Below are 20,543 nucleotides of genomic sequence, written 5' to 3' on the forward strand. Positions count from 1 at the left end.
TCGATCAACGCGACAGAGATCTCCTCGCGTTCGGGCAGCGACAACGGCGCGCCTGGCATCCTGTGGTCTCCAACGGTCGGTGGGCGTCAACAGCACCGGTCATCATGACCGGGACCGTGCACCGACCGTTGGAACTCGCCCTCCGCTGCGGCTTCCCCGGAGCGGTTGGCCACGTCCCTCTTCAGCTCGGCGATCTCGGTGGCCGCTGCGGCCCTGAACTCCGGCGACAGCCCTTCGCCGCGATCGAGCTCGTGGGAGTCGACCAAGATCGTGCGGGGCCGGGCCAGGAATCGGTCGGCCTCGACGTTCGAGAACAGCTCGAGCTTGCCGGGCTGGGCTACCACCAGACCCTCCTCGCCGCCGACTGGCTTCGCCCACCCTGCGATCCAGTCGAAGACCATCTTCGACGTGGTGGTGTTGTTGCACACGACGATGAACACTGGCGGGGTGGGGGTAGTGCCGGCTCGCTGCCACCGGTCGTAGGAGGCTGCGTAGTCGCCGTACAGACTCCGCAAGGCACCCTCCAGCTCTGGCGGGGGCTGCGGCTCTGTGGGCGTCGTGAGCTCCTTCAGCGGACGACGCTTGGGCAGCTCGTCGCGAATGCGCACCCACAGGTTTCGGTAGGTGGGGGCATCGTCCCGGGTGCTGTGCGCCGCGGCGTCGTCGGCGACGGGGACTCGGGGGATCTTCACCAACCCCGATTCGATCGCATCGACGAGTCCGAAGTCCGACACCACCCACGGGAACAGCTTCCCCTCCGGACGGCCCGAGCCGGCGAGGAAGAACGGTGTGGCAGACAGGTCGTAGACGGTCTTCACACCGAGCTTGGCGTGCACTGCGGCAAGGCCATCCGCCCACACGCGGGCCTCGGCGTCGCGCTCCTTGGCTTCGGCCTTCGCCTCGGCGCCGAGCTTGGCACCAGCTGCGTCGGTCGCAGCGGCGAGGACGTCGGCTACCGGCGCCTTGGGCTTGTAGCAGTGATGGGCCTCGTCGTTGATAACTAGGACGCTGCGCTTGGAACGGAAGGCCCGGCAGACGCGCAGCACCACCTGGGCGGGGGTCTCTGTGAACACTCCGGCCTGGTCCACACGCCCACGGGTGAGAAGGTTCCTGGTCGTCTTGGCGGCCTTGATCTTCTCCTTGGCACGGAAGGTGTGGAAGTTCGTGATCACGATGGTGGCGCGGGCCATCCGGCTCTTCAGCTCCGGAGGCACGACGTTGCGCTCGTCGTAGTAGTTGTCGGGCTCCGAGGGCTCGAGCACCCGCAGGCGGTCGCGGATGGTCAGGCCCGGACAGACGATGAGGAAGGCGTCGGTGAAGCGGCCGTCCTGCGGGTTGGCCGCCTTGTTCAGGGTCTGCCAGGCGATGAGCATCGCCATCACCACCGTCTTGCCCGTGCCAGTCGCCATCTTGAGCGCCACCCGGTAGAGGCCCGGGTTGTGCTCATCGGCGACCTGGCGCAGAGACTCCTGGAAGTACGTGCCGCCAGTCTCCTTGTGGGCCGCCTCAGCCAGGAAGATCGCCGTCTCCAACGCCTCGACCTGACAGAAGAAGAACCGCTTCTCGCGCCCCTCGGCCGTCCAGTGCTCGAGCAACCGTCGCGTCGTCGCCGTGATGTTCGGGTAGTTGCGAGCCCGCCAGAGGTCGACCTTCTCCCGCACCTCGTTGATGAAGGAATTCTCGACGATTCGCTCGGCCGCCTCGCCCTCGTAGACCAGCTCACCCTGGACGTCGGCGGCCTTGGATCCCTTGCCCGTGCGGACCGGAGGGACCGGCGTGAGGTAGACGCTCCGACGCCGACCGGCGAGGACCTCGTCGGTGATCCCCCTGTCGTCGAACCCGAAGTGCGCCGTCGGCTCAGCAAACGGGGAGCACAAGATCGGGTTGTCGATCCGCCGATTGACGTTCACCTGCTGGCTCCCCCTCTCCCGGCCCTAGTCAAGCCGACCCGTCGAGCGTGCCCACGCCTTCACGTCCGGCCATGCCCAGACGAAGCCCATTCGAAGCTCGGCCACGGGGTCGGGGAAGGATTCATACCGACGGCGCCAATCGTGCACCAGGCTCGTCGTCCTGCCGAGTCGCTCTGCGATCTCCGCGACACCGACGAGTTCCTCGGCAGTCAGCGGGCGACTCATGACGGCCCAGCCTAGGAGGAGGGTGGGAAGGGTGGGGTTGCACACAGTCATGTGCAGGTGTACCTTCTCTCTCGCACACGACCGTGTGCAACAAGCGGCCCCGGCGGTGCTGGAACACCCCGGGGCCTGGCCAGCACCTGCATTGGAGGTACAGACATGATCGATCGTACGCGCCTGTGCGCGCCCGAGTCGGGGGCAAACAAGGTCTTCGCCCTTTTCGTCGAGGACTGGAGACGTCGAGGCGAGCCGCTGCTCGACGCACTGGTCATGGCGAGGACAACGCCGGGCTGCTCCGCGACCTGCGAATCGTTGCTCCGCACCCCGGCCGTCGCAGAGCTGATCGAGGCATGGGAGATCTGGGAGTGCTGGCTGGGAATCATCTACCCGGAGGAAGCTGAGGCGCGGCCGGCCCCGTTTCTCACGCTGCCTATGGTCCGGCGACTCCGCTTCGCGCTGTGGGGCTGGGGCTCCGGTGCGTAGTCACCGTCAGTGTCCATGCGCTCTACGGCGTTCCCTTGGCGCGCCGCGACGGGGCCATCAGGCCTTTCCGACGCGCCTCGCGAACCCAACCGTGGACGACGCCCGGTTCGACGCCGTTGGCCTCTCCGATAGCGGCGGCGGGATCGCTACGCCCGCTCGCCAGTGCGGCGGACCAGGCGTGAGCGACTGCGCTGTAGAAGCCAGGCGGCCGGCGACGCCCATCTGCCGCCGGGAGTTCGAGGTCCGCGGACGGGGGTGGCGCTGTGGACTGACGGACCTTCCCAGGCGATTGCTCACTGGTCGGCGACAAATCAACCCGGCTCCGCCTCATCGCCTCGAGCACCTGCAGCCTTCGCGTCGGGTCATTCACCAACGCGTCGAGCGCAACGAGAGGAACCTCTCGAAGGTCGGACACCGACACCGGGCACCGGTTCCACAGATCCGGCTGCAGGCTGAAGACCGCCACTCCGGTGATCTGAATCCACGGATCCGTGAACTCCAGGCGCACCCGCACGTCGAGGCTGCCGATCGCCCAAGCGGACCAACTCCCGCGACCGACGATCAGCTCGCCGAGCTTTGGCTCGCCAACGCGGAACCTGAGTGGGGGTCGTTCGTCCTTGCGGGGATCTGGCACCTCGCAACAATAGGGTTTTCTTCGCTGAACTTGCGACTTCAGTGGTGGCCTCATATAGTCCGAAGCCGCAGCTTCAGCACCCGAAGCTGCGCCTTCGGTGACACAGGTCAGGCCACCCGACCAGTTCTTCATCAACTCCTGGCGGTCGTCCAGTGGCACCGTTCCCCCTCAGTCGTCGATCACAGCCCCAAGCGTTGGCGACGCCTAACGACCTCGGGCCGGCGCGCTTCGAACAGCCAACCACCTGCACGTCCGGCCTCAGGTAGCGGGCGGTGGGCAAGGGCTTCGATCCTCACCCAGAGCAAGGTCCCTACGCCGCCGAGCCAGGAAACCCGGCGCGTGGGGCTTCGACCTCTCCGATCATCCAGGGGCGTCTGTTCGCCGGGATCGCCTCCGCAACGCCCACAGGGCGGATCCGCACTGCGAGGTACGTACCTCGTCGCGTCACCCCCCGGTGGCAACAGGAGCCCGGCAACCCGTCGGTCGCCCTGGGTGAGCTGGGCACCCTGCTCGTTGACGACCTGCTCGCCGGCCAGCCTCCGAGCCGGTGCGAGCTCCTCTCGCTCCACGACGTCCTGTGGGAGGCGGTGACCATCAACGGCTTCTCACCCGAGGGCGCTCTCGGCCTGGTCGTCTCGGTGCTGAACGACCGGGCCGCCCGAGGTGACCTCGCCCCGTCGACGGTTGCGAAGGCAACAGCACTCCAAGCCCGCTTCACCCGCTACCTGGCGGTAGGCCACCACATCGCGAACCTCGCCGAGCTCCAGCAGCGACACGTCCTCGGCTTCCTGACCGCCCCAACTCTGACCGCAGACGGGCACCGGATGTCACCATCGCCGCGAACGCGCGACAACCGTCGGTGGGCGGTCGCTCTCTACTTCGCGACCCTTCGCGACCTGGGCCTCGGTGTTGGCGATCCGACAGCAGAGATCACGGTCCGCCGGGGCTCGCCGGTGACGGCGCGCCCCCTCACCGACGAGGAGGAGGCCCTCGGCCGAAAGCATGCGGCACGGTTCGCCGGAGACACCCGCGGTCCGGCGGCCTGGGCCCTCACGCGGGCAGGCGCGACGACAGGAGAGGCAGGCGCCGTCACCCCCCGCTCTATCGACTGGGCTGGGAACACCGTCCGCCTGGCCGGCGGCGCCCGTGCCGAGCGACGCGTTCCCCTTGAAGTGTGGGACACGACCCAACTCCGAGTACGGCTCCAGGGCCTCGACATCGGCCCATCCGACGAACTTCCGCTCCTCTACGAGGGAACCCGTGGCGGCGACAGCCGAACCTCCACGGCAAGCCAGATCATCGCCCGAATCCTTCGTCGCAGCGGGCTGGGTGCTCAACCCGGTGTCAAGCCCTCATCGATCACAGCCTGGGCTGGACGACGCGCCTACGAACAGGGTGACTTGTTCGCTGCTCGGCGGCTTCTCGGTCTGCGCGGGCTCGATGACACGGCTCGCACCATCGGGCTCAAGCCTGAGGTGACCGGGTGATCGACCAAGACGACCTCGGAGTCTCGACCGGCGAGAAGATCGACGCCATCTTCGCGATGCCCGAGCTGTACGAGACCAAACGTCTCTTCAACCTGGTGGGAGGTGGTCGACCGCGCATCTTTCCCATCTGGCTGTTCGTCGCCATGGTGATGCTGAACGACATCTACCGGGGAGGCCGCACGGCGGCGACCGAGATGAGTCACCCCAGGGAGTGGAACAACATCCGCGAGGCAGCAGCGCGAAATGGTCACCACCTGCCTCTCAAGGCTCCGCACCGCACCTGGTTCCTCGTCACTCGCAAGCGTCTCCTGACTCCGCAGATCCAGAGGAAGCTCGACGAGCTCGAGCTTGCGCTCAACCTGCGGATCGCCGAGGAAGTCGGTGTGTTCGACACCGACGTCGTCGCCCTCTACGGCGACGGCAAGGTCCAGCAGGGCACCTACTCAACTGCCCCGGGCGACACCCGCACCATCAAGTGCGTGGACGAGAACGGTGAATCTTTCGAGGTCACGGTGCCGGTCAAGAACTTCGACCCCGATGCCAAGGTCCACATCACCGGTGACAGCAGGGTCGTCGTCGGCGTGAAGTTCGTCCGTCTCTACATGCGCATCCCCAAGACCCACGGCCGCGTCCCACTCTTGGTGGCCTGGGTCCCCGACGAGAAGGGCCAATCGAACAGCGAGATGGACATCGCCATGGCCTTGATCCGACGCGTGCTCGAACGGGAGCCGCGGATCACGCACCTCGTCTACGACACCGCCCTGCACGGGGTCCACCGTGACGAGCTCCAGCGCCGCTACGGCGTTACGACCGTGGCTCCGATCACGGCGAAGAAGGTGAACAAGAAGACTCGCGAACGAACCGAGAAGGGTGGGCACCTCACCACGGTCAGCTTCGACTACGGCAACGGCGACACCCAGGACGTCGAGGTCACCTACCTCGGGGCATGGCTCTGCCAGCAGATCATCACGGACGACGGCACCGTCCTCGACGAGCGCCTCAAGAAGCTCGCCAACCTCTGGCGGACCAACGAGGACGGGACCCACCGCTCCTACGTGCAGTACCAGGTGCCCTGCCCCCGGGGGCTCCAGAAGCCCAAGCTCATCCGCGAACGCGCGTATAACAACGACGAGGACCGAGCACGCGGGTTCAACCGGGCCGAGAACATCCTCCTCGCCCCACCCGGCTGCGATGAGTACGAGGGGCTCTACCACGGGCGGAGCGACGCCGAGAACGCCAACTTCATGTCCGACGAGCAGCTCCACCGCGAGCGAGCCCGCAGCCTCGGAGCCCAGCGCCAGCACTTCGACCTCTGGGGCCACTCCTTCGTCCAGGCCGCCGTGGCCCTCCACCGCTACGGCCACCTCGGCCGCCGACGAACTGCAGCCTGACCCGTCCCGGCCCGACCGGGAGGCGGTCCTCACCGGCGCGTCCAGGGGAGGCCGCTTCCTCAAGCCCGGAGACCCAAGGCCCGCACCTCTCCAAGGGATCTAGCCGGGAGGCCCCGGGAGCGCCCTCCCGGCTACCGTTCGAGGTCCCGGCGACCCTGTCGCGGACTTTGTCACCGACTTTGTCAGCGGCATTGTCACGGGGCCCCGCCCTCGTAGCTCAGGGGATAGAGCATCGGTTTCCTAAACCGTGCGTCGCAGGTTCGAATCCTGCCGGGGGCGCCACCTAAAATCCAGGTCAGACACTTGTGATCCGTCTAGATCGGCTGCGAAGTCTCATCTTTCACTGGGCGGCTTCGATGTAGTGGGCGCTGTGGATCACGCCGAGGTGGGTGAGGCCTTGGGGGAAGTTGCCGAGTGGTTCGCGCGACGTCGGGTTGGCCTCCTCTCCGAGGAGTCCGAGGTCGTTGCTCGTGGCGAGGACCCGCTCGAGGAGCTCTTGGCCGTGGCCGGGATCCCCGTCGAGGGTGTGGTTGTCGGCCAGCCACAGTGTGCAGAGGAGGAACGGGTTGTCGGGTTCGCCGAGGCCGTCGTCGTAGGCGTAGCGGTGGAGGAGGCCGCCGTCATCGAGCTGGGTGGTGACGGCGTCCCGGGTGGCACGGCAGCGGGGGTCGTCCGCCGGGAGGAACCCGACGAGGGGGACGACGAGGGCCGCAGCGTCGAGGTGGTCGCCGTCGATAGTGCCGGTGAAGGCACCGAGAGTCGGGTTCCACGCCCGGCGGAGGATCTGCTCACGGATGGCGTCGCGCTGCGCGGACCAGGTGGCGAGGTCCCCGGCGAGGGCGTGGTGGTGGTTGAGGTCGACCGCTCGGTCGAGGGCGACCCAGCACATGAGCCTGGAGTAGGTGTGATGGTCACGGCCGTCTCGGAGCTCCCAGATCGAGTCGTCTGGGCTGTCCCACCGCCTCGCGGTGAGGTCGGCGATGCGTTGGAGGACGCGCTCGGGCATGGCGCGGTCCATCTCTGGCATGTGGTGGTAGCAGTGGGAGGCCGCGGCCATGACGCTGCCGTAGACGTCGTGTTGACGTTGGTGACCGGCGTCGTTGCCGACCCGGACGGGTCGTGAGCTGCGGTGCCCCGAAAGGTGACCGATCTCCCGCTCGGCAGGGATGGCATCCCCGTCGAGGGTGAAGGCGATGGAGAGATCGGCCCCCTGACGCTGCGCGGCGCGCACGAGCCACCCCCAGTAGGCCATGACCTCGTCATGGTGGGAGAGCTGCTGGAGTGCCAGGATCATCATGGCGCTGTCGCAGAGCCAGCTGTAGCGGTAGTCCCAGTTCCTCGAGCCGCCGATCCGTTCAGGTAGCGACGTCGTGGGAGCGGCGACGAGCGCGCTGGAGGGCTGGTTGTGCAACAGCTTGACGGTCAGGGCGCTGCGCGCGACGGCGCTGCGGCACGTGCCCGGCAGCTGGTTGGCGCCGAGCCAGGTCCGCCACCACCGCTCGGTGGCCTTCCGCGCCGCAAGGGCCTGGTCGCTGACCCGACCGGTGAGCGCCTCGGCGGGCCCGGGGGCGGCGAGGCCAAGCACCAGCGGCCGACCGCGCGTGACCACCGTGTCGAGCACGGCGGTGTCGCCCCTCACCGACACGGGCTCGATCGCCGTCGAGGCCACCGTCGCCTGGTTCCCGATCACCACGGTGCCAGCAGCGGCCCGCAGTCCCGCCTGGCCGGGCTCGAACCCGGGGCTGGCGCGGAGCACCATGCGGAACGGGACGTCCCCGGAGCGGGCCTCGACGATGCGCACCAGCTGGGAGCCGTGGTCGTCGGCCGGAACGGCCATGAAGTCGTACGCGACGGCCACGCCGGCGTGATGTTTCGGCATGCCCGGGATCAAGATCGTGAGGGCGATGACGAACAACCCCACCAGCGAGTCGTTCAGGAACGCTGCCGGCGTCGGCGCCCACAGCACGACCGGTGCCAGGAGCAGCCACAGGCCCACCCCGCAGCCGGCCCCCAACGTGACGGGCCGGTCGACCTTCAGCGCCCGCCAGCCGAGGACCGCCAGCGCCGCTCCGCTGAGCACGTCAGACCCGGTCATGAGGGAGGCCCGCAGCGAGTCGTAGGTCTGGGTGCCGGCGAACCAAGCCCCTCGCCCCCCGCTCGGCAACATCCAGAGGTCGTCGTTCAAGTAGCCGAAGCTGAACGGGGCGAGGACCAGCCAGGCGCCGAGGAAGATGAGCGTCCAGGGGATCCACAACGTGTTGCGGTGATGGGACTCGAGTATCTGCTCGGGGCTCGAGCCCTCGCCCTCCGTGCGCTCGCGTCGTCGCCCTGGGCGTCCTGCAGGGCCATGGGCCGGGTCACGCCTCGCGTCTCCATGGAGATCTCCTCTCAGACCGCCAGCAACAGCCGGCACCGGGATCACGACTGCCGGCGCCCTCGGGATCGCCGGTACGCGCCCTCGTGCCCCTCGGACGCCGGAGTACCTTTGGCTGTATCCGCACGAACGCACCGACACACTGGGCCGGTGAACTACCGTGGCCACCCCGTCGACCCCGACAGCGTCGATGCTGGCTGCCACAGCTCAGCACCCTGCCGCCGGAGCTGATGCGTTGAGCGCACTGCTCACCTTGGTCGCAGACCGGGTGCGGGCGCGGGTTCTCTCTGCGCTGCTGGCAACGGACGACGAGCTGCGCGTCGGCGACATCGCAATCGCGCTCGACGTCACTGAAGACGCCGTCCGATGCGCTAGAGGAATCCTTCGCGCCGCCGGGCTGGTTCACCGCCGACGAGAGGGTCACCTGGGCTACTGCCGACTCCGCGACGGTGAGAGGCGGACCGCTCTCCTGGCCGCCGTCGAACAGCGCCGCAGCCTCGCCCAACTCCACCCCGAGCGGCTCCCCGACGAGGACGAGGACACGTGAGCCAGGCGGCATCCGGATCGGCCGCCCCGTGCGGCGACCCGCTCGGTGCACGGCATCCGCCGGCCCGGTCGGCGCTGGTCAGCGTGTGGCTGGCGGCGGCTGTCACCCTCGGCGCCATCCTGACAGCGACCCAGGTTGCTGCAACCCCCGGTGACGATCCCGATCCCGCCTACCAGCGTCCGGGCCTCCTGGACGTCGCCGGCCTACCCGTCGTCGCCCCGCACATCTCGCCCGATCTTCCTGCGCTCGGGCGGCGCCTCGTGCTGTTCGCAGTGCGAGAGGACAAGGTGGCGGGGCTGTGCAACGCCCTGCCCGGCCCGCTCGATGGCCTTGATGACCTCGACATCGCGGTCGCCTCCGATGCGTCCGCGATCGACGGCTGCCCGGCCGAGGTCACCACCGTCGCCGACGCTGCCGGGCTCGTCGCCGCCTACGGCTTCCATGACCCGCTCGGCGACGTGGCACTCACCGGGTACGCCGTCGTCGACTCGGCCGGCCGCACCCGCTACCGAACGCTCGACCCCGAGGTCGACGACCTCCTCGACGAGGTGGCGACCATCGTTCAGGCCGCACCGTGACCGCGGAGCGGTCGGTCCTCGTCGCACTTCGCGCCTGCTTGTGGTGCCTCGTCTTCGTCGCGGTCGAAGTGGGCCTCTACCTGTCGTACCGGGGTCACGACGCACGGTTCCACTGGTCGACCCACTTCCTCATCGGCGCCAGCACCGCCCTGGTCGTCATGGCCATCGTTGCCTGGCGCAGGAAGCAGCCCGTGCCAGCGCCGCTCCTCTGGCTGCTCGCCACGCACCTCTTCGCCATGTTCCCCGACTTCGTCTTCACCGCCGGCGAAGTCCACCGGCGATGGATGGACGTCTTCCTCGGCCACGTCTCCACCCACTTCGTCCCCGGCCGCAACTGGACCTGGTACGCCGTGTTCCTCGTCACCCTTGCCGCCTACCTGGTCACCGTCGACCGGGTCACCCGCCGCCACCCCGCATGAGCAGACGAGCGACGATCCTCACCGTCGCGGCGAGCAGCGCCCTCACGGCCGTCGTGCTCCGCCGAGGTCGCCGTCCGGCGGCGCAGGTGACGTGGGCACCGTCGACCGGGAAGCCCTCGCCTGGCCCGCTGGCAGGCCGCATCGTCGGGGAAGGTCCCCTCACCGTCCTGCTCGTGCACGGCATGTTCAACGCCAGCTCCTACTGGGGCGCCGCCTACGACCGCCTGACACAGAACCCGACGCCAGGCCGACTGCTCGCCGTCGACCTCGCCGGCTTCGGCCGGTCCATGGACGTCGAGAGCCGCTACGACCCCGACGCCCAAGCAGACGCCATCGCCGCCACGCTCCTCGCCGCCGGCGCCGACCGGCCCGTCGCCGTCGGCGCCCACTCCATCGGCACCGTCGTCGCCGTCGCCCTCGCCGCACGTCACCCGCACCTGGTCGCCGGCATCGCCGCGTTCTCCCCGCCCTGGTACGAGAACCGGGCCTCAGCGCGGGCGCACCTGGCCAGCACCGACCCGCTGGCCCGGCTGCTGCTCTCCGACACCGACCTGGCTCGCCGGGCGTGTGAGCTGATGTGCCGGCACCGGCGGGCAGCGACGGTGCTCATCCGGTTGGCAAGGCCGAACCTGCCACACCTGCTCGCCGCCGACCGCGTCCGCCACACCTGGACCAGCTACGCCGAGAGCCTCCGCCAGCTCGTGCTCGCCGGTCACGCACCCGGCCAGCTCGACCGGCTGACCTACCCGTCCACCTCCTCGTCGGCGACCACGACGAGGCCATCGACGCACCCTTTCTCCACCAGGTCGCCGAACGCCACCCGCACCTGAACGTCTCCACGGTCCCGGCGGCCGGCCACGACCTCCCCCTCTCCCATCCTGGGCGGTGCATCGCCGCCATCGAGCAGATCGCTATGCGGCAGGTGGCTCCGCGACACTGAGCGCTCCAGCACCCGGGCCCGCCGGATCGAAGGGCGTGCAACGGCGGGAACTTCGCTCCCGGTCGCCCAGCGGCTCCCCCCCCGGGGTTGAAGACACAACCCTCGACGGAGGCAGCGACGTCAACGTCGAGCCGGCCCGTGACGGTCAGGGCGAGAGTGGCTCGAGCAGCATCCCCATCGTGGCGATCTCCTCGAGCTGGGTCTGCTTGATCTGTTCGGCGAGGCTCTGGGCGTCGGTGTCGACCCCGCCTTCGAGCTCGAAGTTGGCCTCGGCGACGGCCTGGACGTGGTGGGCGCTCATCATGCGCAGGAACGCCTCATCGAAGGCCACACCGGAGAGCGCTTGGAGGCGCATCGCGCCAGCCTCCCAGTGCTCCTAGCTTAGCTAGATCTCCGGGGCCGCAGTGAGGGGGGTTCCTCCCCGTACTCGGCGAGGAGGTCCTCGAGAACCTCGATCTCCGCCATCTGGGTCTCGGCGATCCCCTGGGCCAGCTCGCTGATCGCAGGATCGGTCGCCTTCTCAACCGCGAGCTCCGCCATCTGCACCCCTGCTCGTGGTGCGGGAGCATCTCGGCAGCGAAGATGACGTCGGTGTCGTTGAACTCCGCCGCAGCATCGGTCGACGCATCCTCGACGGCGGCATCTGCGTCAGAGATCCCATGGCCAAGGGCCGCCGCGGTGGATGAGAACCTTGTTGGGTCCGGCTGAGCTCGTTCTTCTTCTCACTGTCAGAGGCGAGGCCCGACTTGGTGCGGGCGCACGCCGCTGCCTGTGACGGACAGGTCGTGAAGCAGATCGGTGACGAGTTCATGCTGGTCTTCCCGCTTCCCGGGTCGGCGATCGCCTTCGGTGTCGCCATCCATGCTGCCGCAGCCGATGAGCACCAGTTCCCGGCCCTACGGTCCGGTGCCCACGTGGGGCCTGTGCTGTTCCGTGCGGGCGACTACCTGGGCGCCACCGTCAACCTGACCGCTCGCGTCACCGCTGTCGCCGAGCGTGATCAGTTCCTCGTCACCGGTCGACTTCGACAGGCGGCGGGGATCGCCCACGCGGACGTCGTGAACCTCGGTGATCGCGCATTGAAGGGGGTGAGCGACCCGGTCGATCTGTTCGAGGTGGGTCTTCGCGATCGACAGACGAAGGCGGCCGACCCTGTCTGTGGCATGCAGCTCGACGAGAGATCGGCCGAGATGCGTCTGGCCTGGGGCGGTGAGGAGCTCCTGTTCTGCTCCCGCGACTGCCTCGAGCGCTTCGTCTCCGGAGAGCGGGCAGAGGTACCTCGTTGACGTGCCTCGTCGTGGGTCGCCGATCCCCGGGGCTGCCTTGCCTTGGTCGGCATGCTCTCGGCGGGCGAGAGGAATCGTCACTGGCAGTTCCTACGACGGTCATGTCGTAGTCTGGTCATCCATCGAACCGGGACACCTGGAGGCGGAATGAGCGAGACCGGCATGGTGCAGTGGGGGTCACGGGACGGCGCGCCGTGGCTGACTGGCATCTTCCTGGTGCTGGTGTTGGGCGCGATCTGGCTCCGGGTGGCTGGGCTCCCATCCGCGGACCTGCATGGGCCCCTGCACTTCGTCGGGATAATGGATCCCTTCTGCGGAGGAACCCGGGCCACGTACATGCTCGTGCACGGTGACTTCGGTGCCGCCTGGTCCTGGAACCCCCTGGTCCCGCTGCTGGCCGTCGCCATGACCGTGGTGTTGGTCAGGTTCATCACGGGTCTCGCCCGTGGGCGGTGGTTGAACGTGGGCGTTCCTCGGCGGGTCTGGCTGACCGCGACGGTGGTCGGGATGGTCGTGCTCGAGGTCAACCAGCAGCTCCAGGCCGATCGTCTGATGAACGTGGTACCGACCTGACGGTCGAGGGCACCCCCCGGCGGGAACCTCGGGGGCACAGGCCGAGGACCTCGATCGGGTGAGCGGTCGTCCCGTGTCCGGCCATCGTGAAGTGGACCGTCCGGGGTGATCGGCGTCAGGTGGGATGGCCCGGCTCCCGTGGTCCACGTGATGGTGTGATCGGGGTGGTGAGTCCCACCAGGCTGGCGGCCAGGAGGAGCGCGCCACCGAGGACGTAGACAGCGCGGATGCCGACGACCTCGGCCAGGATGCCGCCGGTCCCGAGGGAGACCAGCCGGGCTGCGTTCCACACGACGTCGTAGAGCGCGAAGGCGCGGCCCCGGTCTCGGCGGGCACTGCGGTCTGGAGCGTGGCCTGGTAGGCGACCATGCCCGTTGATGTCGAGGTCCCGTACAGCCCGAGGGCGGCGCCCGCGATGCCCGGGTTGGACGTGGCCGCAAGGATCAGGTCGACGCCGCCCCGCGCGGCGAAGGGTCCGAACAGCCAGCGTCGATCTCCGGCCCTGATGCGGGTGCGAAGCACGGTCGGACCGAGGGCGGCGCCTACCCCGATGGCTGCGAGGAGCAGACCGAACCCTGTGGGCCCCACGCCGAGGGCATCAGAGGCGAGCACGACGAGCAGCCCGCTGGTCGCACCGGCGGACAGTGAGGCCAGCAGCTGGACGACGGCGAGACGTCGCAGGAGGGGCACGGACCTGACTGCGGCGACCCCGGCGGCGACTGCGGCCCACCCTTTCGAGGACCTGGCGGACGGGATCCGCCCGGAGCGCAAGCCAGTCAGCACGAGCGCGGAGCCGACGTAGGAGGCGGCGTTGATGCCGAAGGCGACCTGGACGCCGAACAGGCTGATGAGCGCACCTGCGGTGGGGGCGAGCACGATCTGGGCGATGACGGCAACGGTCCACAGCAGCGCGTTGGCGTCGACCAGGTCCTCGGTGTCGACCACCTCGGGGAGCAACGAGGACGCGGCCGGGTTGAACGCGACCGTGGCCGCCGACACGCCGAAGGCCACGGCGAACGCCAGCGCCACGGAACCGCCGACCAAGGCCAGGGAGGCGACGAGGAGGGCGCGAGCCAGGTCGGCCGCGATCATCACCGAACGCCTCGCCCGGCGATCGACGAGCATCCCGGCGATCGGTCCGAAGGCCAGCACCGGGAGGACCTCGAAGGCGACGGTGCCGGCGACGCCGGTCCCCGACCCGGTGAGCTTGAACACGAGGACCACGAGGGCCACGGTGTTGAAGGCGTCGCCGGCCCGGGAGATGGCGTGGGCCGCGAACAGGCGACCCAGCTCGGGGTTCGACCGGAGGAGGGTGCCGAGCGGTCGTCGGCTGGCGGTCATGACTCGCTCAGCGGTGCGACCGCCGGTGGGCGGCGGCGATCAGCTCTTCTGGAAGCGGTAGAGGCGGAGGCTGTTGGTGACGACCGAGACGCTGGAGAAGGCCATGGCGCCGCCGGCGATGATGGGGTTGAGGAGGCCGAAGGCGGCCAGCGGGAGGGCGGCGGTGTTGTATCCGAACGCCCACGCGAGGTTCTGACCGATGGTCCGGAAGGTGCGCCGCGAGAGCCGGATGGCGGTGGCGACGCCGGAGAGGTCGTCGGAGAGCAGGGTGATGTCGGAGGACTCGATGGCGACATCGGTGCCGGTGCCGATGGCGATGCCGAGGTCGGCCTGGACGAGGGCGGGGGCGTCGTTGATGCCGTCGCCCACCATGGCCACGACCTTGCCTTGGTCCTGGAGGCGGGCGACCTCGGCCGACTTGTCGGCCGGGAGCACCTCGGCCAGCACGGTGTCGATGCCGACCTGGGCGGCGATGGCCTCGGCGGTGCGTTGGTTGTCACCGGTGATCATGGCCACGGTGATCCCGAGCTCTTGGAGGGCGGTCACTGCGGTGCGGGCGTCGTCGCGGACCGTGTCCGCAACGGCCAGCACCCCCTGGGTCTGGCCGTCCCAACCGGCGAAGATGGCGGTGTGGCCGTCGGCCTCGAACCGGTCGGCGGCGTCCTCCAGGATCTCGGCGATGGGCAGACCATCCTCGGCCATGAGCTTGCGGCGCCCGACCGACACCGCTCGGCCCTCGATCGTGGCCCGGACCCCGTGGCCGGTGACCGACGTGAACGCATCGACCGTCGGGAGGTCGATGCCTCGGTCCCGGGCCGCGGTGACGACGGCTCGGCCGATCGGGTGCTCGGATGCGTCCTCGACCGCGGCGGTGAGGCGGAGGAGATCGCCTTCGTCGACGCCGTCTGCGGGGAGGGACTGGGTGAGGCTCATCTCGCCCCGGGTGAGGGTGCCGGTCTTGTCGAACACGACGGTGTCGATGCGCTTGGAGCTCTCGAGGACCTCAGCCCCCTTGATCAGGACGCCCATCGACGCACCGCGGCCGGTGCCCACCATGATCGCCGTCGGAGTGGCCAGCCCCAGGGCGCACGGGCAGGCCACGATGAGCACCGCGACCGCGGCCACCACTCCCCCAGACGGATCACCGGCCAACAGCGACCAGCCCGCGAAGGTCAAGGTGGCCAGACCGATCACCGCCGGGACGAACACGGCCGAGATCCGGTCCGCGAGCCGCTGCACGGGAGCCTTCGAGGACTGGGCATCCTCCACCAGTCGGACCATCTGGGCCAGCGCCGTGTCCGATCCCACCGCCGTGGCCCTGACGGTCAGGGCCCCCTGGGCGTTGATCGTGGCGCCCGCAACCCGGTCCCCGGGCCCCTTGTCGACCGGGACCGACTCGCCGGTCAGCATCGACTCGTCCACAGCCGACGCCCCCTCGCTGACCTCGCCGTCGACGGGGATCTTCTCCCCGGGTCGCACCCGGAGCAAGTCGCCGACGCGCACCTGGTCGATGGCCACGGTGCACTCCTCACCGTCGACGACGAGGATGGCCTCCTTGGACCCCAGCTCCAGCAGGGCGCGGATCGCACCTGAGGCTCGCTGCTTGGCGCGGGCCTCGAAGTAGCGGCCCAGGACCAAGAAGGCGACGATCAGGGCCGCGGTGTCGAAGTACAGGGCGCCACCGGTGAACAGGCGCACCGTCGAGAAGCCGAACGCAGCCAGGGTTCCCATGGCGATGAGGGTGTCCATGTTGGCGGTGCGGGACCGGGCCCGCTCCACCGCGGTGGCCAGGAAGGGCCAGGCCACCCAGACCTGGACGGGCAGAGACAGGGCCAGGATCGTCCATCGGGCCCACTCCTGGTCCATCGCCGTCAGCGACAGCACCAGCACGGCCAGACCGAGCGGCCAGGCCACCAGGACCCGTCGGCGCCACCCGTCCTGGGCGGCCGCCTCCTCCTCGGCGTGGGCGTCGGCCTGCTCGGGGGCGGTGAGGGCGTAGCCGATCCTGTCGACCGCCGCGGTCAGCCCGTCGAGATCGGCGCGCGCGGGGTCGAAGGCGATGTGGGCCTTCCCCGTGGCGTAGTTGACGCTCGCCTCTCGGACGCCATCCTGGCGGCCCAACACCTTCTCGACCCGGGCGGCGCAGGACCCGCAGGTCATGCCCTCGACCGTCAGGTCGAACACGGACTCCGGCGCGTCGCCGGCCTCGGACTGACGGGTTGCGGTCACGCCGACACGCCGGGCTCGACCTGCGGGGCGGGTTCGAGCCCCAGGGCGGGTGGCCCCGGATCGAAGCGCAGCGCCTCCATCAGCTCGTCGACGATGTCGGCCGTGCGCCCGGCCTGCATGGCCTCGGCGACGCAGGTCTCGAGGTGGTTGCGCAGCATCAACCGGTTGGCGCCCTGGACCGCGCCCTGCACCGCGGAGAGCTGCTTCATCACCTCAGGGCAGTACACCTCGTCCTCAACCATGCGGATCACTCCGTCGAGGTGGCCCCGAGCGTTTTTCAGTCGGCGGAGGACGGCGACCTGATGCTGTGGCTTCATCGGCTGACCCTACCCACCCGGGGTGGGTTCTCCACGTCTCGGTGGTTGACTGGTCGAGTGTCCGCCGTCGGAGGTCTGAGGCCGTGGAGTCACGGCCTCGCATCGTCGGCCCTGACCACGGCGATCGTGGTCGTCGATGTCGGCCTCTCCCGGATCGTCTGGGGACACGGCGCCAGCATGGGCGGGCTGGCGCACGTCGTCCTCGTCGCCGTGACCGTGGTGTTCGCACTCGGAACCCTGTACGCCTGGCGCACGGGGCAGCCGATGCCACTGCCGGTCCTGTGCGTCTCGGGCATCCTGCTGATGGCCCTCGTGGCCGACGTGCTCAGCCTGGCGGTGGCGGGTCGAGGGACGGGGACGAGCGCGGTTCACGCCGCAAGCGCAGGAACGGCCCTCACACTGCTCACGGCCGCCGCGGCGTCCGTCGCGCTGTACCTCCTCGCCCTTCGACACCGCTCTGGCCCCGCTCCTCTGCACACCGACGAGACCGGTGGGCGAGGCTCGGCCATCGTCTTCGTCCATGGACTGGGCGCATCGGGGCGCTACTGGGCCGCAGTCGTCCCCCGGCTCGCCAATCGCCGCACCGTCGCCGTCGACCTCCTCGGATTCGGGCGCTCTCCCAAACCCCGCCGGGCCAGCTACGACGTCGACTGCCACACCGACGCGCTGGCCCCACACGTCCCAGGGGGCAGCATCGTCGTGGCCCACTCGGTGGGCGCATCTGTCGCTCTGCGGCTGGCGACGCACCACCCGGGCCGGGTGGCCGGTCTGGTGCTCATCGCACCCCCGGCCCACGCCGACGCCGAGGCCGCCCGCGACCAGATCAGCGAGCTGGGGACCCTGGCCCGTCTGACTGCCCGTGACCGCCTCGCGGCGATGACGATGTGTGGGCTCATGTGCATGCTCCGGCCGTTCGCGGCCGCGGTCGCGCCCCTCGTCCGGCGCGACGTGCCCTCCCACGTGGCGATGGACGGCGTCCTCCACACGTGGCCCTCCTACTCCCGGACCCTGCAGCGGGTCGTCATCGATCATCGGATCGATGACGACTTGGCCATGCTCGGGGTCCCCCTGCTGGTGCTGGCCGGAAGCGACGACCCGGTGACCCCCGTCCCTGACATCCGCGACGCGCTAGGCCGGAGCGGGGCCGGGCCCGAGGCCCTGCGGGTCATCGGGGGCGGAGGGCACCACCCGACCCTGCAGGAACCAAGTCTCGTCACTGCCGCGATGGAGGTTGTGGCGACGGCCGGTGCGGGCCCATCGCGATGAGGCGACCGACACGATCATGACCAGCCGTGACCAGCGAGGCCGGTCAGACGCCAGCTCCGGTCCACGTCGCCCCACCATCCCGACTCACGAGCACCTCGACTGAGGAACCATCGTGGCGACCGGCGTAGAGGAGATCGGACCGAGCAGGAACCGCTTCCACCAAGGTGACGCCATCCGGGAGGTCGAGAGGGGCCCACGTGCGCCCATCATCGGTCGATATCGAGGCCCCGGCCGGCCCGGACGCCACCACGAGCTGGTCGTCCTTGCCTCCCCGGCTGATCCATGTGGCCGCAGGCAGGCCAGAGTCGAGCAGGTCCCACGATCGCCCCCCGTCCCGGCTCTCCGCCACCCCTGCGGCGACGTCCGCAGCGAGGATCCTCTCGGGATCGGCCGGACCCACGAGGAGGCGGCCGAAGAACGATTGGCCGACGGATCCGGAACGGACCTCCCAGTCTGGAGATCCCGTCTTCGCCGACATCACGCCTGCGGAAGGCGTCGCCGCGTAGAGAACACCCTCGGCGGCACCGAAGGCGTGCACATCGGTGTCCGGAAGTCCCTCGTTGATCTGTTCGAAGCTGGCGGCGTCGTCGGTCGAGAGGTTGAGTCCGGGGTGGCCGCTCACGTACACCGAGCCGTCGGAGAACGACCAGCCCATGGCATCGGCGTCGCGGAGGGCCTCGACCTCTGTCCAGGTGACGCCGCCGTCGGTCGACACCGACACGGACTGGTGGCCGCCGACGAAGATCCGGTTCGGGTCTGTGGGATCGACGACCAAGGAGTGGAAGTCGCCGCCGGTGAGTCCGCCTGCGCTCTGTTCGTCGCCGCCATCACTGCGTTGCCCGATGATCAGCGCGATCCCAGCGACGAGACCCAGTGCGACGAGGACGAACGCGGCGTTTCGGACCGTCGGCGACACCCGCGGCGGCTCGGCCCGAGGCGGAGGCGGCCGGCGAGAGGAGCCGGGCGCGGGGCGCTTCGCGTCCGCTGGTCTACCCACGTTCGCGCTCTGGCCGGCTCGGCCCGGAGGGCTGGCGCAGCGACTCGACCTCGGCGCGGAGCGCATCGATCTCGGGTCGACGCTCCTCGGCCGGCGAGTCCTCCGCACCTCGGCCCCGCATCATCCACATCATGGCTCCCATCATCGCGACGCAGCCCAGGGCGGGCAGCAGGTAGGCGAAGATCTCCATGGTTCTCGTTCCTTTGATCGATCAGGGTTTCAGGTGGGGCTGGATTGCGTGGAGCGGCCCTTGGGCAGGTCGCTCGTCGTTCTGGGCTCTGTCGTCGCCGGATGGTGGAGCGGTGGTCGTCCGTCGGCGTTCCACAGGAGGCGGGCCATGGCCACGCCACAGGTGAGCATCAGCACACCGACCGCCAGCCACGTGGTGAGCATCGTCACCGCGGCTCGCCCACGGGCGCGTCGCCAGGGTGGTCGCGTTCCATCCGCAGACGAGCAACCTCAGTCCGGAGGGCGGAGACTTCGTCGGCGTCGGCGCCGGCGCCTTCTGGGCTGGAGGCCGCCCGGTCCTTCGACATCGCCCGCATCATCACCACCATCGAGAGGGGGCAGGCCGCGAGCACCAGCAGCGGAAGTGCCGCGCCGATGAGGTCCGGTGCGAGCAGGTAGACGGCCACGCCGGCGACGACCAGTCCAGCGATGACCTTCTTGTTCAGACACATGGTGCGGCGTCCTTGAGGTTGGGGGCAGGAGAAGTTGGAATACTACCTACACGTAGTAGACTGTGGCAACCCCCCGGGGCCTCGATGTCACCTGAGCCCTGCGGGTGCGCACCCGGCGACATCGACTTCGCTGCCCCCGCCAACTGAGGAGATCAGGACATGACCGTCAGACGATCCATCACCACCGTTGCCGCACTGGCCGTCGCTGGCCTCCTCGGCGCGATCGCCTATGCGGGCACCCAGGCCACCGGCGGCTCCGAGACCACCATGATGAACGACGGGGGCATGGGTGAAATGGGGAGGGGCATGGCAGCCACGAGGATGGGCACCTTCAGCGAGGAGCAACCCTTCGACGCGCAGTTCCTCGATCAGATGTCGGTGCACCACGAGGGCGCCATCGCGTCCACCACCGCGATGATCTCGGACTCCTCCCGCCCCGAGCTGCGCGGGCTGGCTGAGGACATCGTCACGGGCCAGCGGGCACAACTCAGCCAGATGCGGGCGTGGCGCGTCGAGTGGTACCCCGACCTGGAACCAACCTTCGACATGCCCGGACCGATGGCGAACGGGTCCACCGACGGCCGCGTCCCCATGATGGGCGGCGACGACGCCGGCTCCATGATGTCCGGCGCCATGATGGGCAGCGGGGCGACGACCGAACAGATGTACCTGACCATGATGATCACCCATCACCAGCTCGCGGTGGACATGGCCGATCAGGCCCAGCGCGACGCCACCCACCCGGAGCTCAGGGCCCTGGCCGAAACGATCGCCGATGAGCAGGCTGCGCAGATCATCGAGATGCGCGGCTACCTCGCTAAGTGATGAGCCCGGCGGGCAATCGCGAGCTCGTGGTCGAGGGTAGGGGC

At 69.3% G+C, this 20,543-nt stretch carries 22 protein-coding genes, 1 tRNA gene and 1 pseudogene; 12 read left to right on the forward strand and 12 right to left on the reverse strand.

Features of this window, described 5'->3' with window-relative positions; all coding sequences use genetic code 11:
* Positions 1-86: 86 nt before the first annotated feature.
* The gene (locus VNL12_RS16995) at positions 87-1,910 is read right to left on the reverse strand and encodes a DEAD/DEAH box helicase family protein (protein WP_325596135.1); all 1,824 of its coding nucleotides are present in this window, start codon (positions 1,908-1,910) and stop codon (positions 87-89) included.
* A 381-nt stretch (positions 1,911-2,291) separates the two neighbouring features.
* On the opposite strand from VNL12_RS16995, the gene VNL12_RS17000 reads away from it, so the two are divergent.
* Positions 2,292-2,615: a hypothetical protein gene (locus tag VNL12_RS17000; RefSeq protein ID WP_325596136.1), complete on the forward strand. Its 324-nt coding sequence runs from the start codon at positions 2,292-2,294 to the stop codon at positions 2,613-2,615.
* A 22-nt stretch (positions 2,616-2,637) separates the two neighbouring features.
* Here the strand turns inward: VNL12_RS17000 and VNL12_RS17005 are convergent, their stop codons facing one another.
* Positions 2,638-3,408, reverse strand: a complete 771-nt coding sequence (locus VNL12_RS17005; RefSeq protein ID WP_325596137.1) for a hypothetical protein — start codon at positions 3,406-3,408, stop codon at positions 2,638-2,640.
* A gap of 113 nt (positions 3,409-3,521) precedes the next feature.
* On the opposite strand from VNL12_RS17005, the gene VNL12_RS17010 reads away from it, so the two are divergent.
* The 3 genes from VNL12_RS17010 to VNL12_RS17020 all read left to right on the forward strand — a co-directional run bounded on the left by VNL12_RS17010 (position 3,522) and on the right by VNL12_RS17020 (position 6,409).
* Positions 3,522-4,736, forward strand: coding sequence for a hypothetical protein (locus VNL12_RS17010; RefSeq protein ID WP_325596138.1), 1,215 nt, complete (start codon positions 3,522-3,524; stop codon positions 4,734-4,736).
* Positions 4,733-6,127, forward strand: coding sequence for a hypothetical protein (locus VNL12_RS17015; protein WP_325596139.1), 1,395 nt, complete (start codon positions 4,733-4,735; stop codon positions 6,125-6,127). Before VNL12_RS17010 ends, VNL12_RS17015 begins: the two co-directional genes overlap by 4 nt.
* Positions 6,128-6,333: 206 nt before the next feature.
* Positions 6,334-6,409, forward strand: a tRNA-Arg gene (locus VNL12_RS17020).
* A 58-nt stretch (positions 6,410-6,467) separates the two neighbouring features.
* Here VNL12_RS17020 and VNL12_RS17025 read toward each other — a convergent pair.
* Positions 6,468-8,381: a glycoside hydrolase family 15 protein gene (locus VNL12_RS17025; RefSeq protein WP_325596140.1), complete on the reverse strand. Its 1,914-nt coding sequence runs from the start codon at positions 8,379-8,381 to the stop codon at positions 6,468-6,470.
* 355 nt (positions 8,382-8,736) lie between these two features.
* Between VNL12_RS17025 and VNL12_RS17030 the strand changes: the two genes are divergently transcribed.
* The 4 genes from VNL12_RS17030 to VNL12_RS17045 are packed head-to-tail and all read left to right on the forward strand — an operon-like array spanning position 8,737 to position 10,875.
* Positions 8,737-9,048, forward strand: a complete 312-nt coding sequence (locus tag VNL12_RS17030) for a hypothetical protein (RefSeq protein WP_325596141.1) — start codon at positions 8,737-8,739, stop codon at positions 9,046-9,048.
* A complete protein-coding gene (locus tag VNL12_RS17035) occupies positions 9,045-9,626 on the forward strand; it encodes a hypothetical protein (RefSeq protein ID WP_325596142.1) in 582 nt (193 codons plus the stop codon). The genes VNL12_RS17030 and VNL12_RS17035 overlap by 4 nt, the downstream gene beginning before the upstream one ends.
* Positions 9,623-10,045 carry a hypothetical protein gene (locus VNL12_RS17040; protein ID WP_325596143.1) on the forward strand — a complete coding sequence of 141 codons (423 nt, stop codon included), beginning with the start codon at positions 9,623-9,625 and terminating at the stop codon, positions 10,043-10,045. Before VNL12_RS17035 ends, VNL12_RS17040 begins: the two co-directional genes overlap by 4 nt.
* On the forward strand, positions 10,042-10,875 hold the full coding sequence (locus tag VNL12_RS17045; RefSeq protein ID WP_325596144.1) for an alpha/beta hydrolase: 834 nt from the start codon (positions 10,042-10,044) through the stop codon (positions 10,873-10,875). Before VNL12_RS17040 ends, VNL12_RS17045 begins: the two co-directional genes overlap by 4 nt.
* Positions 10,876-11,130: 255 nt before the next feature.
* Here VNL12_RS17045 and VNL12_RS17050 read toward each other — a convergent pair whose 3' ends face one another.
* A complete protein-coding gene (locus VNL12_RS17050; protein ID WP_325596145.1) occupies positions 11,131-11,340 on the reverse strand; it encodes a DUF305 domain-containing protein in 210 nt (69 codons plus the stop codon).
* Positions 11,341-11,366: 26 nt separating this feature from the next.
* Positions 11,367-11,525: a DUF305 domain-containing protein gene (locus VNL12_RS17055; RefSeq protein ID WP_325596146.1), complete on the reverse strand. Its 159-nt coding sequence runs from the start codon at positions 11,523-11,525 to the stop codon at positions 11,367-11,369.
* A 245-nt stretch (positions 11,526-11,770) separates the two neighbouring features.
* On the opposite strand from VNL12_RS17055, the gene VNL12_RS17060 reads away from it, so the two are divergent.
* Positions 11,771-12,271, forward strand: a complete 501-nt coding sequence (locus VNL12_RS17060; RefSeq protein ID WP_325596147.1) for a hypothetical protein — start codon at positions 11,771-11,773, stop codon at positions 12,269-12,271.
* A gap of 336 nt (positions 12,272-12,607) precedes the next feature.
* On the forward strand, positions 12,608-12,844 hold the full coding sequence (locus VNL12_RS21285) for a DUF2752 domain-containing protein (RefSeq protein ID WP_414654921.1): 237 nt from the start codon (positions 12,608-12,610) through the stop codon (positions 12,842-12,844).
* A 375-nt stretch (positions 12,845-13,219) separates the two neighbouring features.
* On the opposite strand, the pseudogene VNL12_RS21290 reads toward VNL12_RS21285, so the two are convergent.
* The 3 genes and pseudogenes from VNL12_RS21290 to VNL12_RS17075 form a co-directional block, all read right to left on the reverse strand.
* A pseudogene (locus tag VNL12_RS21290) lies at positions 13,220-14,185 on the reverse strand (MFS transporter); the annotation flags it as partial.
* Between the two features lie 39 nt (positions 14,186-14,224).
* Positions 14,225-16,414, reverse strand: coding sequence for a heavy metal translocating P-type ATPase (locus VNL12_RS17070; RefSeq protein ID WP_325596149.1), 2,190 nt, complete (start codon positions 16,412-16,414; stop codon positions 14,225-14,227).
* Positions 16,411-16,731, reverse strand: coding sequence for a metal-sensitive transcriptional regulator (locus VNL12_RS17075; protein WP_325596150.1), 321 nt, complete (start codon positions 16,729-16,731; stop codon positions 16,411-16,413). The genes VNL12_RS17070 and VNL12_RS17075 overlap by 4 nt, the downstream gene beginning before the upstream one ends.
* Before the next feature lie 126 nt (positions 16,732-16,857).
* Between VNL12_RS17075 and VNL12_RS17080 the strand changes: the two genes are divergently transcribed.
* Positions 16,858-17,997, forward strand: a complete 1,140-nt coding sequence (locus tag VNL12_RS17080) for an alpha/beta hydrolase (protein ID WP_325596151.1) — start codon at positions 16,858-16,860, stop codon at positions 17,995-17,997.
* 43 nt (positions 17,998-18,040) lie between these two features.
* Here the strand turns inward: VNL12_RS17080 and VNL12_RS17085 are convergent, their stop codons facing one another.
* The 4 genes from VNL12_RS17085 to VNL12_RS17100 all read right to left on the reverse strand — a co-directional run bounded on the left by VNL12_RS17085 (position 18,041) and on the right by VNL12_RS17100 (position 19,674).
* Entirely contained in the window at positions 18,041-18,913 is an 873-nt protein-coding gene (locus tag VNL12_RS17085) for a sialidase family protein (protein ID WP_325596152.1), read from the reverse strand.
* A gap of 73 nt (positions 18,914-18,986) precedes the next feature.
* Positions 18,987-19,184: a hypothetical protein gene (locus VNL12_RS17090; RefSeq protein WP_325596153.1), complete on the reverse strand. Its 198-nt coding sequence runs from the start codon at positions 19,182-19,184 to the stop codon at positions 18,987-18,989.
* Between the two features lie 29 nt (positions 19,185-19,213).
* A complete protein-coding gene (locus tag VNL12_RS17095) occupies positions 19,214-19,387 on the reverse strand; it encodes a hypothetical protein (RefSeq protein ID WP_325596154.1) in 174 nt (57 codons plus the stop codon).
* 2 nt (positions 19,388-19,389) lie between these two features.
* Positions 19,390-19,674, reverse strand: a complete 285-nt coding sequence (locus VNL12_RS17100; protein WP_325596155.1) for a DUF2933 domain-containing protein — start codon at positions 19,672-19,674, stop codon at positions 19,390-19,392.
* 159 nt (positions 19,675-19,833) lie between these two features.
* Here VNL12_RS17100 and VNL12_RS17105 point away from each other — a divergent pair, with 159 nt between their 5' ends.
* Positions 19,834-20,499 (forward strand): DUF305 domain-containing protein, encoded by a 666-nt coding sequence (locus tag VNL12_RS17105; protein ID WP_325596156.1) that lies wholly within the window; start codon positions 19,834-19,836, stop codon positions 20,497-20,499.
* Positions 20,500-20,543 lie beyond the last annotated feature (44 nt).

It is taken from the genome of Iamia sp. (genome assembly GCF_035575815.1).
GTDB lineage: Bacteria > Actinomycetota > Acidimicrobiia > Acidimicrobiales > Iamiaceae > Iamia.